The 13,394-nt window shown below is 71.4% G+C and carries 12 protein-coding genes; 5 read left to right on the top strand and 7 right to left on the bottom strand.

Annotated elements, in window-relative coordinates; all coding sequences use genetic code 11:
• Positions 1-207: 207 nt before the first annotated feature.
• Entirely contained in the window at positions 208-867 is a 660-nt protein-coding gene (locus GHC57_RS00475) for an ATP-binding cassette domain-containing protein (RefSeq protein ID WP_153340004.1), read from the bottom strand.
• Complete coding sequence (locus GHC57_RS00470; RefSeq protein ID WP_153340002.1) at positions 864-2,651, bottom strand: ABC transporter permease; 1,788 nt, start codon at positions 2,649-2,651, stop codon at positions 864-866. Before GHC57_RS00470 ends, GHC57_RS00475 begins: the two co-directional genes overlap by 4 nt.
• A 137-nt stretch (positions 2,652-2,788) precedes the next feature.
• Between GHC57_RS00470 and GHC57_RS00465 the strand changes: the two genes are divergently transcribed.
• The 3 genes from GHC57_RS00465 to GHC57_RS00455 all read left to right on the top strand — a co-directional run bounded on the left by GHC57_RS00465 (position 2,789) and on the right by GHC57_RS00455 (position 6,553).
• Positions 2,789-3,388 carry a nitroreductase family protein gene (locus GHC57_RS00465; RefSeq protein ID WP_153340000.1) on the top strand — a complete coding sequence of 200 codons (600 nt, stop codon included), beginning with the start codon at positions 2,789-2,791 and terminating at the stop codon, positions 3,386-3,388.
• A 130-nt stretch (positions 3,389-3,518) separates the two neighbouring features.
• Positions 3,519-4,898: a YcjX family protein gene (locus GHC57_RS00460; protein WP_170294590.1), complete on the top strand. Its 1,380-nt coding sequence runs from the start codon at positions 3,519-3,521 to the stop codon at positions 4,896-4,898.
• Entirely contained in the window at positions 4,895-6,553 is a 1,659-nt protein-coding gene (locus tag GHC57_RS00455) for a TIGR01620 family protein (RefSeq protein ID WP_153339996.1), read from the top strand. The genes GHC57_RS00460 and GHC57_RS00455 overlap by 4 nt, the downstream gene beginning before the upstream one ends.
• Before the next feature lie 132 nt (positions 6,554-6,685).
• On the opposite strand, the gene fcl is transcribed toward GHC57_RS00455, so the two are convergent.
• Positions 6,686-7,642 (bottom strand): GDP-L-fucose synthase, encoded by a 957-nt coding sequence (gene fcl / locus GHC57_RS00450; protein ID WP_153339993.1) that lies wholly within the window; start codon positions 7,640-7,642, stop codon positions 6,686-6,688.
• Between the two features lie 300 nt (positions 7,643-7,942).
• Between fcl and GHC57_RS00445 the strand changes: the two genes are divergently transcribed.
• Positions 7,943-8,182: a YnbE family lipoprotein gene (locus GHC57_RS00445; protein ID WP_343031061.1), complete on the top strand. Its 240-nt coding sequence runs from the start codon at positions 7,943-7,945 to the stop codon at positions 8,180-8,182.
• Positions 8,183-8,317: 135 nt separating this feature from the next.
• Complete coding sequence (locus tag GHC57_RS00440; protein WP_153339991.1) at positions 8,318-8,665, top strand: DUF1318 domain-containing protein; 348 nt, start codon at positions 8,318-8,320, stop codon at positions 8,663-8,665.
• Positions 8,666-8,714: 49 nt separating this feature from the next.
• On the opposite strand, the gene GHC57_RS00435 is transcribed toward GHC57_RS00440, so the two are convergent.
• From GHC57_RS00435 to GHC57_RS00420, 4 genes are all read right to left on the bottom strand, one after another.
• A complete protein-coding gene (locus tag GHC57_RS00435) occupies positions 8,715-9,446 on the bottom strand; it encodes a hypothetical protein (protein ID WP_153339990.1) in 732 nt (243 codons plus the stop codon).
• A 383-nt stretch (positions 9,447-9,829) separates the two neighbouring features.
• On the bottom strand, positions 9,830-10,849 hold the full coding sequence (ilvC, locus tag GHC57_RS00430) for a ketol-acid reductoisomerase (RefSeq protein ID WP_153339988.1): 1,020 nt from the start codon (positions 10,847-10,849) through the stop codon (positions 9,830-9,832).
• Positions 10,850-10,960: 111 nt separating this feature from the next.
• The gene (gene ilvN / locus GHC57_RS00425) at positions 10,961-11,485 is read right to left on the bottom strand and encodes an acetolactate synthase small subunit (RefSeq protein WP_153339986.1); all 525 of its coding nucleotides are present in this window, start codon (positions 11,483-11,485) and stop codon (positions 10,961-10,963) included.
• An 82-nt stretch (positions 11,486-11,567) separates the two neighbouring features.
• Positions 11,568-13,325, bottom strand: a complete 1,758-nt coding sequence (locus GHC57_RS00420; protein ID WP_153339984.1) for an acetolactate synthase 3 large subunit — start codon at positions 13,323-13,325, stop codon at positions 11,568-11,570.
• Positions 13,326-13,394: the final 69 nt, after the last annotated feature.

Genomic DNA, 13,394 nt, shown 5'->3' with positions numbered 1-13,394 from the left:
GGCCCCGCGCCGTTGCACCGCAGCATCGGCGCGCGGATCCGTCGGGGCGCGAATTCCGGTGCGGAGTCAGGGGGATGGCCACTCGGCCCGGCCGCGCCGCCGGGTCCCTGGGCCGGACCGAAACGACGCCACCCGCAATACGGGCCGCTTGCCGCCGTCGCCGGAGAGCCCCTGCCATGCAATAGCCGCATGCCTCGCCTTGCTCATTCAGCAGGGCTCCTCCCCGCCGGACGCCGACCTCTCCCCCGCCGAGAGATGCACGATCCGGCCCCGGGCGTCCTCCGGGTCGTGGGTCACCAGCAACGTGGGCAGGCCGCGCGCGGCGATGTGCGCGAACACGAACCCGCGCACCCGGTCGCGCAGCGCCGTGTCCAGGCGGGAGAACGGCTCGTCCAGCAGAAGGGCGCGCGGCTCGGCCAGCAGCACGCGCATCAGGGCCGCCCGCGCCGCCTGCCCGCCGGACAGCGTGGCCGGGTCGCGCCGGCCCATGCCGGACAGTTCCGCCTCGTCCAGCGCCGACTCGACCCGGGCGCGGCGGTCCCGGCGCGAGACCCCGCGCGGGATGCCGAAGGCCAGGTTCTCGCCCACGGACAGGTGAGGGAACAGCATGGGGTCCTGGAACAGAATGCCGATCCGGCGGCGCTCCGGCGGCAGGCCGGACAGGTCGCGGCCCTCCAGCAGCACCCGCCCGAACAGCCGGAAGGCCGGCGCCAGCGCGCCTGTTGCCGCATCCAGCAGGGTGGACTTGCCCGACCCGCTCGGTCCCATGACGGTCACGGTCTCGCCCGCGGCCACCGTCAGCGACAGAGGGCCGACCAGCGGGCGCGCGCCCAGGCGGATCGTCACGGCCTCCAGCACCAGGGTCATGCCCCCACCTCCCCGGCCCGCAGGCCGCGCCGGTGGCGGAACCGCCACGCCGGCAGGGCGAGCGCCAGCGCGAACACCAGCAGCGGCAGGGCGCTTTGCAGGAACACGTGAACCCCGATCAGGCGGCGGTCGCCGCCGGCGGACAGGGCCACGGCCTCGGTGGTCAGGGTGGGATGCCGCCCCGCGCCCAGGAACAGCGTCGGCAGGTACTGCGCCACGCTGACCGCGAACCCGATGGCGGCCGCGAACAGCAAGGGGCGCAGCAGCAGCGGCAGCACCACCCGCAGCAGCACCCGCCAACGCCCCGCGCCCAGCCCGTGGGCCGTGCGTCGCCAGCGCGGATCCAGCCGCCGGTGCGGATCGGCCAGAGCCAGAAAGACATAGGGCAGCACGAACAGCAGGTGGCCCCAGACCACGGCCAGCCACGTGCCGTCCAGCCGGGCCAGCGCGGCCAGCGCCTGCACCCCGAACAGGAACCCGGCCTGCGGCACCAGAAGGGGCGCGTAGAGCATCCACTCCGAGGCCCGCCCCGGGGTCAGGCCGCGCGCCCGCTCGTGCTCCAGGCTGCCCAGCGCCAGCGCCAGCGCCAGCCCGGTCGCCGCCAGGGCCACGGTCACGGTGGTCCACAGCGGCCAGGGCGAGCCGGCCAGATGGCGCGCCCAGGTCTCCAGCGTGAGCGCCGACGGCCAGGGCGCGGGCCAGAACCAGGCGGCCGCCACCGACCACAGCGCCATGCCGGCCACCGCGAGGGTCACCACCAGCACCACCGGCAGGGCCGCCGCCAGGGCCAGCCGCCACCGCACCCGGTCCGCCCGCACCACGGTCGTGCCGGGCGGGGGTTGAACCCCCGCCCGGAACCTGTTCCGGACGGGGCGGCAAGCCCTCTCCGGCCCCTTGAGGGCCCCTCGTCCGCCCAGGCGCGGCCCGGCCGTCAGCCAGCCCCGCGCCAGACGCCCGAGCGCAATCTCCGCCAGCCGCCACGCCACGATGACTCCGGCCACCAGCGCCGTCAGCAGCAGCGCCCCGGCCGCGCCCTTCATCCGCACCGCCGGGTCCGGATCGCCCAGCCAGCGCACCACCTCCACCGCCAACGGCCCGGGCGTACCCGGGGCCAGCACCAGCGCCACGTCCACCACCGACAGGGAATAGGCCAGCACGGCATACACCGGCAGCCGGATCAGCGGAGTGACGCGCGGCAGCACCGCCCGTCCCCAGGCCGCCAGCGGACCGTGCCCCAAACTCCGCGCCACCGTCACCGCCCGGTCGGCCCTCACCTGCGCCAGTGCGGCCAGCAGCATGAGCAGCAGGTAGGGCGTCTCCTTCACCGTCAGCGCCAGCGCCGCGCCCAGCCCCCACGGATCGGGCGCGGTGGCGAGGTCGGGCGGCAGGGTCCAGCCCGTCGCCCAGGGCGAGACCAGCCGCACCAGCCACCCCGACGGCGCCAGCAGGAACGCGAGCCCCAGCGCCACCGCCACATGCGGCACGGCCAGCAGCGGGGCCAGGGCGCGGCGGCTCCAGGTCATCAGCCGGGTGCCTTGCGCGCCCGCCGCAATCAGCAGCGCCAGCCCGAGGGACAGCGCCGCCGATCCCAGCCCGATCCCCAGCGACAGCGCCACCGATCGCCCCAGCCCGGGCGTCGCCCAAAGGTCCCGCCAGGGGGCAAGCCCCGCCGCTCCGCCGCCCCCCGGCATGATCCCGAAGGCGGGCAGCGCCGTGCCCAGAAGCCCCGCCGCCACCGGCAGCAGGAACAGGCACAGGGTCAGGGGCGGAAAGACGCGCAGCATGGCCCGCATGATACACAAGCGGCGGCCCGTGCGATCACCCCGGATGCAGAGCCGGGCCGCGCGCCCTATATGCGCAAGACGAGCGCCGGCCTGTGGCGCTCCCGCCGCTCGGTTCCGTATTCTGGGGAGCAAGACCCGTGACCACCCTTGTCAACCGCCTGCAAGTCCGCGAATCCACCTCCGCCAAGCACCTGACCACCCCCGGCCCCACAGACGACGAACTGGCCGAGGTGATGCGCGCCGCCGTCGCGGTGCCGGAGCACGGCGGCATCCGCCCCTGGCGCTTCCTGGTGGTGCGCGAGGCGGCCCAGCGCCGCCTGAGCGACGTGTTCGTGGAGGACCTGCTCGCCGACTCCCCCGACGCCAGCGAAACCGAGATCGCCAAGCGCCGGGACGGGCCGCTGCGCTCGCCGCTGCTGATCGTGGTCGCCGTCTCGCCGCGCGAACACCCCAAGGTGCCGGAGGTCGAACAGGTCGTGGCCGGCGGGCTGTCCGCCTTCGTGCTGCAGTCGTGCTTCCACGACATGGGCTACGGCGCGGTCTGGGTGACCGGCAATCCGGCCTACAGCCCGCGGGTCAAGGCCGCGCTGGGACTGGCGCCGACCGATCACATCGTGGGCTTCGTCCATGTGGGCACGCGCGGGCCGGACGCGCCGCCGACCCCGCGCAAGGCCCGGCCCGACCCGACCGCCTTCCTGGCCGAATGGACCGGCCCGACCGAAACCGTGGAGTCGTGAAATCTCCCTATTCTTCTTGAGTATTTTGGGGCGAACGACCTAGACTCCGCCCTTTCCGCGCCGGTCCAGTCGCCCGTCGCGGGGCGAGGACCGGCCGGATCCGACCATGCGGACTCCGGAGGCCGGACCGATGAAAGCGCTCGACGATCTGCTGGCACGGCGGATCTACCTTGGTGTGACCGGCTTGTCCCGCGCGGGCAAGACCGTGTTCGTGACGTCGCTGATCCACAATCTTCTGCGCGCCGACGCCAGCGCCGAGGACAGCCCCCTGCGCGGGTTCGACTGCTTCGACGAGGGCCGCCTGATCGGGGCCATGCTGCGCCACGACGCCAACGCCACCGTCCCCGAGTTCCCGTACCGCAAGGCCATGCAGGCGATCACCGGCGAGTCGCCGCAGTGGCCGGAGCCGACGCGCGGCATCTCGCGCATCCGCATCGACCTGCGCTACCGCCGCACCGACGCGGGCCTGACCGGACAGGCTGCGACCCGCCTGGGCCTGCGGGACGCCACCCTGCAACTGGAGATCGTGGACTACCCCGGCGAATGGCTGGTGGACCTGCCGCTGCTCGGCACCGACTTCGAGACCTGGTCGGCCGCCATGATCGAGCAGGCCCGGCAGGGCACCCGGGCGGACCTGTCGCGCGAGTGGCTCGCCTTCGTGCAGGACCGCAAGCCCGACGCCGAGCACGACGAGGACTGGGCCGAACAGGCCTCGGCCCTGTACGCCGACTATCTGCGCGCCTGCTCCGAGGCCCGCCTGCGCAACCTCCAGCCCGGGCGGTTCCTGCATCCGGCGGACCTGCGCGGCGCGTCGGTGCTGCGCTTCTGCCCGCTGCCCGATCTGCGCGGCAAGGCCGCCCCCGGCTCGATCCACGCAGCGTTCCGCGACAAGTTCCGGGACTATCAGGAAAAGGTCGTGCGCACCTTCTACCGCCAGCACTTCGCCGGGCTGGATCGGCAGATCGTGCTGGTGGATGCGCTGAGCGCGCTCAACGACGGCCAGGAGGCGTTCGATGACCAGAGCGAGGCCCTGGCCGCCATCCTGCAAAGCTTCCGCCACGGCCGGAACAGCCTGCTCGGCTGGCTGATGGGCCGGCGCATCTCCAAGGTGCTGTTCGCCGCCACCAAGGCCGACCACGTGATCCGGGGCGACCGCCTGCACCTGGAGAACCTGACCCGGCGCATGCTGCACGTGCTGGACGAGAACAACGCCATCAAGACCTCGGCCGAAACCCACGTGCAGGCCATCGCCTCGGTGCGGGCGACCCGGGACACCCGGCGCGCCGACACCGGCCGGGAAATCCTGGTCGGGCGGCGGCCGGAGGATTCGCACGAACTGCCGCTGGAGCCGGGCGCGATCCCGCTGGACTTCCCGCCGGACTGGGCCGCGCTGGACTACCGCTTCTGGGACTTCCAGCCGCACCCCGACCCGTCGTGGAAGCATTCCGGGTTCCCGACCCTGCGCCTGCCGGAGGTGCTGAACCTGCTGATCGGGGATGATCTGACATGACGGCCGGGCGCCGGCCCCCGGACGACGGCGCGCGGCGCACACCGGGCGCGGTGGACCCGTCGCTGGTGTACGAGCCGGAGCCCGCCTCCGGCCGGCGCAAGGCCGCGCCGACGGAGAAGCGGACGCCGGGGCCGGTGCCCGGGGTCGTCGATCCATCGCTGGTGTATGCGCCCGAGCCCTCGCCCGCCGCGCAAGCCCGGACGGAACGGGACGAGGACGAGGACGCCGAGGCGGACCGCACCCCGGGCGTGGTGCCGCTGGAGGCCGTGCCCGATCTGCCGGAGCCGGAGCCTCGCCCTGAACCCGACCCTGAGCCTGAGCCTGAGCCTGAGCCTGAGCCGACACCCGAACCGACGCCCGAGCCCGAGCCGGCGCCGGAGCCCGACCCCCTGCCGGAGCCGGAGCCCGAGCCGGAACCCCAGCCGGAACCCGAGCCCCTTCCGGTGCCGGTGCCGACGCCCGATCCGGTCCCGGGGCCCCCGGCCGACCCGGACTCGGAGCCCGAACCCCTTCCGGTTCCCACGCCGAAGCCGGACTCCATCCCGACACCCGACCCGGTGCCGGAGCCGGAGCCCGTGCCGAAACCGGAGCCCGAGCCGGAACCCGATCCGATCCCCACGCCTAGCCCGACTCCGCCCCGACCCACGCCGCCGCCGCCGTCCCCGGAGCCCCCTTCCCCGGAGCCTCGACCGATGTTCAAGCCCGCGCCCAAGCCGACCCCCGCTCCGCCCCCGGCCCAGACCATGCCGCCGGTCTATGCCCGGCCGCCGGCCGAAGCCCTGTCCGGCGAGGACGCCGGCCTGCGCACCGAGGCGGCGGCCCCCCGGCCCGAGCGCCCCGCCAAGTGGGGCCGGGTATTCTGGCTGTTGATCGCGCTGGCGGCCGCGTTCCTGGTCTACGACACCGGCCGGGCGCTGGTGCAGGTGTGGACGGACGGCTGGATCGGCGGCGCGGTGCTCACCGTCCTCGCGCTGGCCTTCGTCGCCGCCCTGGGCTCCGCCACCTGGACCGAGGTGCGCGCCCTGCGCCGCCTGGGCGAGGTCTCCCGCTTCCGCGACCAACTGACCCGCGCCATGGCGGACGACTCGGACCGCCGCCTGCGCAAGGCCCTGGATCCCGTGCTGGGGCTGATCCGCGACCGCAAGCCGGAGCTGGTCAAGGACTTCCAGCGCCGGTCGAAGGGCCTGCACGAGCCCGACACCATCATGAAGCAGTTCCGGGGCGCCGTGCTCACGCCCCTGGACCAGGAGGCCCGCCGCACCGTGCGCGCGAACGCGCTCGCGGTCATGGGCGCCACGGCGGTGGCCCCGCATCCGGCGCTGGACGTCATCATCGTGCTGTGGCGCAGCGCCGTCATGGTGCGCCGGGTGGCCGAGGTCTACGGCCTGCGGCCCAGCCCCCTGACCACGCTCAAGCTCACCAAGGAGGTGATGGTCAGCGCCGCCATCGCCGTCGCCGCCGACCCCACGGGCGATCTGGTCGCCACCACCCTGGGCGGAGGGCTGGCGGAGAAGATCTCGGCGCGCTTCGCCGAGGGCTCGGTCTCCGGCCTGCGGGCGCTGCGCCTGGGCGTGCGCGCGATCGAGGTGTGCCGCCCCCTGCCCTTCGAACCCGACGAGCGCAAGGGCATGTGGCGCACCCTGACGCAGGGGTAAATAGTCTTTGATTGGTGTCGCCGCAGCGCCCCTGCGGGGCGCGCGGCTCCGCGGCTTCGCCGCGCCGGCGCAGTCGCGCCGGGGCCGCTGTGAGCCCCCCGCGGCACTGCGGCCAGGGGCGGCTTGGCCCCCCTACCGTTCCCGCAGGTCCGCGATGTGGTCCAGGAACCAGCGGTAATACTGCGTCAGCCCGTCGTGCAGGGAGGTGGGGGCGCGCCACCCCAGCCCGGCCAGGGTGGAGACATCCAGCACCTTGCGCGGCGTCCCGTCGGGTCGGGTGGTGTCGTAGACCAGCCGCCCGGTGAAGCCCACAGTGTCGCGCACGGCCTCGGCGAAGGCGGAAATCGGGATGTCCTCGCCCGTGCCCACGTTGACGGTGCGCTCATGCGAATAGCGCCGCAGCAGCAGCACACAGGCGTCGGCCAGATCGTCCACGTACAGGAACTCCCGCAGCGGCCGGCCGGTGCCCCAGACCGCGACCTCCGGCGCGCCCGCCTCCTTCGCCTCGTGGAAGCGGCGCATCAGAGCCGCCGGGACGTGGCTGTTCTCGGGATGAAAGTTGTCGCCGGGACCATACATGTTGGTCGGCATGGCGCTGATGTAATCGTGCCCATGCTGCCGCCGATAGGCCTGACACAGCTTGATGCCGGCGATCTTGGCGATGGCGTACCACTCGTTGGTGGGCTCCAGCGGCCCGGTCAGCAGCGAATCCTCGGAGATCGGCTGCGGCGCCTCGCGCGGGTAGATGCACGACGAGCCCAGGAACAGCAGTTTCTCCACCCCCACGCCGGCGCAGGCGTGGATGATGTTGGCCTCGATCATCAGGTTGTCGTACAGGAACGCGGCCGGCTGGGTGCTGTTGGCGTGGATGCCCCCCACCTTGGCCGCCGCCAGGATCACGGCCTGCGGCCGGGTCTCGGCCACGAATGCCTCAACCTCGGCCTGCCGGGTGAGATCCAGCCGGTCCCGGTCCTCCGGGATCAGCGTGCAGTCCTCGCCCGCCAGCCGGCGCATCAGCGCGCTGCCCACCATGCCGCGCTGCCCCGCGACCCACACCCGCTTGCCCTCAAGAGCGTAGTCGGCGCTCATATCGTCTCCCGATTTCCCGTCGCGGTGGCCCCGCATCCCGCACCGACCGTGTCGCCCCCCTTGCGGGAGGGGGCCGGCGCGGACCACACTATATCAGCCGCTTCGGTGGCGGAACCCCGGGAACGGGTCCCTGGACCCATCCCCACCCCGCCGCCGCCGGGTCGGACGCGAGACGCCCCGGCCTCGCCATAATCCTGGTGTTCCCTGGACCTCACGATCGGGGCAAGGCGGCGCAGCGGCTGTAAACCGGACGCGTCCCGCGGGGCGCCGATGAGGATGACAAGGAAAGGGTGGACCCGGATGGACGGTGTTGGAGAGCAGACGGGCGGCGCGACCGGCCACGGCGCGGGGCGCATGGTGCGCCTGGCGGCCGGACTGGCGGTGCTGGCCGCCGTGGCGGCGTGCCAGCCGACCGTGAAGGTCCAGGCCCCGGACAAACCCATCGTCATCAATCTGAACGTGAAGATCGAACAGGACGTCCGGGTGCGCCTGGAAAAGGACGTGGAACAGGTGATCGAGGGCAACCCCGACATCTTCTAGCGCATTGATATTGAAGCACATCGTCGTCGCGACCTGTTCCGGATCGCGCGGGATTTGCTGGAGCCAGACAGGCGACACGCGGGGCGTCCGTCACGTCCCGCCGGACCGCAGACCGAGCACAGGGAGTTGACCGAGATGACACCGACCCCCCCGACCGCGACGGCTCACCGCCCGGGGCTCCGGCGGGCCATGCTGGCCCTGATGGCCGGCCCGGTGCTGGCGCTTTCCCTGGCGGCGGGCACCGCGCCGGCGGCGGCCCAGTCCCTGGACCAGTTGCGCGCCAACGGGCAGGTCTGCGAGCGGCCGGACGGGTTGCTTCATGTGCTGTCCGGCGGCCCCGGCGTCCAGCAGACCGTGGACCAGATCAACCAGCAGCGCCTGTCCACCTATCAGCAGGTGGCGCGGGACACCAACACCAAGATCGAGCAGGTGCGCATCATTTCCGGCGAGAAGCTGCGGGCGAAGTACGGCGGCTGCCCCTGACGGCGAGGCGCCGCGCGCCCCGCGTGGGCACTGCGGCAAGACCAACCAATCAGGGAAAATCGCAGCGCACGGCCGTCACCTCGGCGAAGCCGCGCCGGCCGGGCACGATGCTGAAGCGGTACTCGGAGTCGCCCAGCACCATGCTGTGATGCAGGGGCAGCGGGCCGTCCACCTCTTCCATCGTGCCGCCCAGCCGGGCGAAGTCCACCTGCACCGGCGCGGCCGGATCAAACCACGCCTCGACCCGGCCTTGCGCATCCGTATCCGGCTGGCCGTCGGCCGACACCGTGATTCGCCGATCCGCGAAGGTCACGGCGCTGTCGGACAGGGCCAGGCCGGGCACCTGGACCGCCACCATGACCTGCTTGGTGTCGGCTTCGGCATCGCAGGTGTCGGGTGCGGCCGCCGAGCGGATCAGGAACGCCAGCCGGTCCGGGTCCACCCCCTGGTCCAGCATCTGCACCGTCAGATCGTGCAGCCGCCGGGCCGCGCCGGACGGCACGTCGCGCTCGTACCGCGTCTCCAGATAGCGCAGACGGGCTCGGGCCTCTTCCAGCTCCACCGACAGAGCGCCGCCCGCTCGCTCCGAAGCGTCCCGCGCCTTTTCCAGGCGCAACACCTCGGCCTGGAGAGCGGCGATCCGGTCGCGCAGATCCTGGCTCAGCGCCCGGTATCCATACCAGAGACCGGCCGTCACGGCCCCGCCCATGGCGAGCACGAGAAACAGAATCAGGACGGTGTGTCCGGAGCGCCGACGCCGACGCGGACGGCCCAGAGGCATGGAAACGGATCCACTTGTTTCAAGACCCGGCCGATGCCGGGACCGGGCCGATCTTGGAGATGCGGGGCGCCGCCGTCAATGCACCGACCGGGGCACCCAGGGCATCGGGTTCAGGTTAACGTGTCCGGTCTGGCCGGACCGAGGGAGATGGTCGCCCGAGATCCTTCGCCCCTTTCAGGGGCTCAGGATGACGCCTTTCAATTTTACATAGAGTCATCCTGAAGGAGCGAAGCGCCTGAAGGACCTCGAGCGACGGTCTTCGACCGGGCAAACAGTCCTTTGATCGTCCGATTGTTACCCTGATCCCGTTGCCCTGCCGGGGCACACCCACAGCGGGCCGCCCGGACGGATCGGGCGGCCCGGTCAGGGGCGCGGTGGCCCGCCTAGTTCTTCGACTTGTCCACCAGCCGGTTGGCGGCGATCCAGGGCATCATGGCGCGCAGCTTCTCACCCACGTCCTCGATGCCGTGCTCGGCGTTCAGACGGCGCGTGGCCTTGAACGCGGGCTGGCCGGCCTTGCACTCCTGGATCCACTGGCTCGTGAAGCGGCCGGTCTGGATGTCCTCCAGCACGCGCTTCATCTCGGCCTTGGTCTCGTCGGTGATGACGCGCGGCCCGGTCACGTAGTCGCCGTACTCGGCCGTGTTGGAGATCGAGTAGCGCATGTTGGCGATGCCGCCTTCGTAGATCAGGTCCACGATCAGCTTCACCTCGTGCAGGCACTCGAAGTAGGCCATCTCGGGGGCGTAGCCGGCCTCGACCAGGGTTTCGTAACCGGCCTGGATCAGGCTGGTCAGGCCGCCGCAGAGCACCACCTGCTCGCCGAACAGGTCGGTCTCGCATTCCTCGCGGAAGGTGGTCTCGATGATGCCGGAGCGGCCGCCGCCGATGGCCGAGGCATAGGACAGGCCCAGCTCATGGGCGTTGCCGCTGGCGTCCTGGGCCACCGCGATCAGGCAGGGCACGCCGCCGCCGCGCACGTACTCGCTGCGGACCGTGTGACCGGGGCCCTTGGGGGCCACCATGAACACGTCCAGGTCGGGGCGCGGCTCGATCAGGCTGAAGTGGATGTTCAGGCCGTGGGCGAAGGCGATCGCCGCGCCCTCCTTCATGGTGCCGGCCAGATGGTCGCGGTACAGGTCGGCCTGCTGCTCGTCCGGGGTCAGAATCATGACCACGTCGGCCCACGCGCCGGCCTCGGCCGGGGTCATGACCTTCAGGCCCTCGCCCTCGGCCTTCTTGCGGCTGGACGAGCCCTCGCGCAGGGCCACGGCCACCTCGGCCACACCGGAATCGCGGAGGTTCAGGGCGTGGGCATGGCCCTGGCTGCCGTAGCCGACGATGGCGATCTTCTTGCCCTTGACGAGGTTCACGTCGGCGTCACGGTCGTAGTACACGCGCATGGGTTCTTGTCCTTCAGATTTTCTCGATGGCGGGCGTCCGGACCGGACGCGACTGGAATGAAACGCGGGCGGGATCAGCGGATGGGGCCCGGCGGGCCGCCGCCGCATGGATCAGAGCAGCGGGTCCTTGCCGCGCGCGATGGCGGCGACACCCGTGCGGCTGATCTCGGCCAGACCGAGCGGCTCCATCAGCTTGATGAAGGCGTCGAGCTTGTCGGTCTTGCCCACGATCTCGAACACGAACGATTCGTTGGTGCTGTCCACCACATTGGCGCGGAAGATGTCGGCGATGCGCAGGGATTCCACGCGCTTCTCGCCGGTGCCGACCACCTTCAGCAGGGCCAGTTCGCGGCTGACCGCCGGGCCCTCCACCGTCAGGTCGGCGACCATGCGCACGGGCACCAGCCGGCCGAGCTGGGCCTTGATCTGCTCGATCACCATGGGGGTGCCCGAGGTCACCAGCGTGATGCGCGACAGGTGCTCGGCCGTGTCCACCTCGGCCACGGTCAGGCTTTCGATGTTGTAGCCCCGGCCGGAGAACAGCCCGATGACGCGCGCCAGCACGCCCGCCTCGTTGTCCACCAGGACGGCAATGGTATGGGTGCGAATGTCCTGCTGGGTCATCATGTGCGACATGTCCGGGTTCTTTTCATTGTCCTGGGAAGGAAGGCGGCCCACCCGCGGGAGGGCCGCTGTCCCGCGCGCCCCCCGCGCGGGATCAGACCAGCACCATGCCGTGATCGGAGACGCCGGCCCCCGCGCCGTCCTCCGGTCCCATCAGCATGTGGTTGTGGGCGGCCCCCGACGGGATCATGGGGTAGCAGTTCTCGGACGGGTCCACGTGCACGTCCAGCAGCACCGGCTTGTCGGAGTCGATCATGGTCTGGATCGCGGAATCCAGGTCGGCCGGACTGTCCACCGTCAGGCCCAGCCAGCCGAAGCTGTCCGCCAGCTTGACGAAGTCCGGCAGGGCGTCGCTGTAGCTTTCGGAATAGCGGCTGCCGTGCAGCAGTTCCTGCCACTGGCGCACCATGCCCATGTACTGGTTGTTCAGGATCATGACCTTGATCGGCAGGCGGTACTGGGCGGCGGTGCCCATCTCCTGCATGTTCATCATGAACGAGGCCTCGCCGGAGATGTCCACCACCAGCGAGTCCGGATGCGCCACCTGCACGCCCAGCGCGGCCGGCAGCCCATAGCCCATGGTGCCCAGGCCGCCGGAGGTCATCCAGCGGTTCGGCTCCTCGAACTTGTAGAACTGGGCCGCCCACATCTGGTGCTGGCCCACCTCGGTGGTGATGTAGGTATCCCGGTCCTTGGCCAGCGCGTACAGGCGCTGGATGGCCTGCTGCGGCTTGATGGTGCTGTCGGTGGCCTTGTAGGCGAGGCAGTTGCGCGCCTTCCAGCCGTCGATGGTGCTCCACCAGGCGGCGATGGCCTTCTGGGCGGGCCGGACCTGCTTCGCCTTCCAGACGCGGATCATGTCCTCGATCACGTGGGCGACGTCGCCGACGATGGGCACGTCCACCGCCACGTTCTTGTTGATCGACGACGGGTCGATATCGACGTGAATCTTCTTCGACCCCGGCGCGAAGGCATCCAGCCGCCCCGTCACCCGGTCATCGAAGCGCGCCCCGATGCAGATCATCAGGTCGCAGTCGTGCATGGTCATGTTGGCTTCGTAGGTGCCGTGCATCCCCAGCATGCCCAGGAACTGCTGGTCCGACGCCGGATAGGCGCCCAGGCCCATCAGCGTGCTGGTGATGGGGAAGCCGGTCGAGCGCACGAAGCTGGTCAGCAGCTTGCAGGCATTGGGGCCGGAGTTGACCACGCCGCCGCCGATGTAGAACACCGGCCGCTGGGCCTTGCCCATCAGCTCCACGGCCTGTTCGATGGCCTTGATGTCGGCCTTCACCTGCGGCTTGTACGAGCGGTGCTTGACGCGGCTGGCCGGGATGTAGGGGGCCTTGCCCATCAGGATGTCCTTGGGCAGGTCCACGACCACCGGACCGGGCCGGCCGGTGGCGGCGACCAGGAAGGCCTCGTGGATGGTGCGCGCCAGCTTGTCCGAGTCCTTGACCAGATAGTTGTGCTTGGTGCACTGGCGGGTGATGCCGGTGGTGTCGGCCTCCTGGAAGGCGTCGTTGCCGATCAGGAAGGTGGGCACCTGCCCGGTCAGGCAGACGACCGGGACCGAGTCCATCAGCGCGTCCGTCAGGCCGGTGACCGCGTTGGTCGCCCCCGGGCCGGAGGTCACCAGCACCACGCCCACCTTGCCGGTGGAGCGGGCGTAGCCTTCCGCCATGTGAACCGCGCCCTGCTCGTGGCGGCACAGCACGTGGCGGATGCGGTTCTGCTTGAACAGCGCGTCGTAAAGCGGCAGTACGGCGCCGCCCGGATACCCGAAAATGACGTCAACGCCCTGATCGACGAGGGCCTTGAGGATGATCTCGGCGCCGGAGAGCTGTTCAGACATGGTGCGCATCCTGTTCGGGAATCGAGCCGGCCCCGCCTCGCGAACGGAACCGCCGCGCTCGCCGGGGGA

Source organism: Roseospira navarrensis (assembly GCF_009601025.1).
Classification (GTDB): Bacteria; Pseudomonadota; Alphaproteobacteria; order Rhodospirillales; family Rhodospirillaceae; genus Rhodospira; species Rhodospira navarrensis.
This window is presented reverse-complemented; position numbering and strand designations above follow the sequence as displayed.

Excerpts from the sequence above, each read along its gene's own strand:
- GHC57_RS00475 (WP_153340004.1), bottom strand. The coding sequence starts at position 867 with ATGACCCTGGTGCTGGAGGCCGTGACGATCCGCCTGGGCGCGCGCCCG.
- GHC57_RS00470 (WP_153340002.1), bottom strand. The coding sequence starts at position 2,651 with ATGCTGCGCGTCTTTCCGCCCCTGACCCTGTGCCTGTTCCTGCTGCCG.
- GHC57_RS00460 (WP_170294590.1), top strand. The coding sequence starts at position 3,519 with ATGAAAGCGCTCGACGATCTGCTGGCACGGCGGATCTACCTTGGTGTG.
- GHC57_RS00455 (WP_153339996.1), top strand. The coding sequence starts at position 4,895 with ATGACGGCCGGGCGCCGGCCCCCGGACGACGGCGCGCGGCGCACACCG.
- fcl (WP_153339993.1), bottom strand. The coding sequence starts at position 7,642 with ATGAGCGCCGACTACGCTCTTGAGGGCAAGCGGGTGTGGGTCGCGGGG.
- GHC57_RS00445 (WP_343031061.1), top strand. The coding sequence starts at position 7,943 with ATGGACGGTGTTGGAGAGCAGACGGGCGGCGCGACCGGCCACGGCGCG.
- GHC57_RS00440 (WP_153339991.1), top strand. The coding sequence starts at position 8,318 with ATGACACCGACCCCCCCGACCGCGACGGCTCACCGCCCGGGGCTCCGG.
- GHC57_RS00435 (WP_153339990.1), bottom strand. The coding sequence starts at position 9,446 with ATGCCTCTGGGCCGTCCGCGTCGGCGTCGGCGCTCCGGACACACCGTC.
- ilvC (WP_153339988.1), bottom strand. The coding sequence starts at position 10,849 with ATGCGCGTGTACTACGACCGTGACGCCGACGTGAACCTCGTCAAGGGC.
- ilvN (WP_153339986.1), bottom strand. The coding sequence starts at position 11,485 with ATGTCGCACATGATGACCCAGCAGGACATTCGCACCCATACCATTGCC.
- GHC57_RS00420 (WP_153339984.1), bottom strand. The coding sequence starts at position 13,325 with ATGTCTGAACAGCTCTCCGGCGCCGAGATCATCCTCAAGGCCCTCGTC.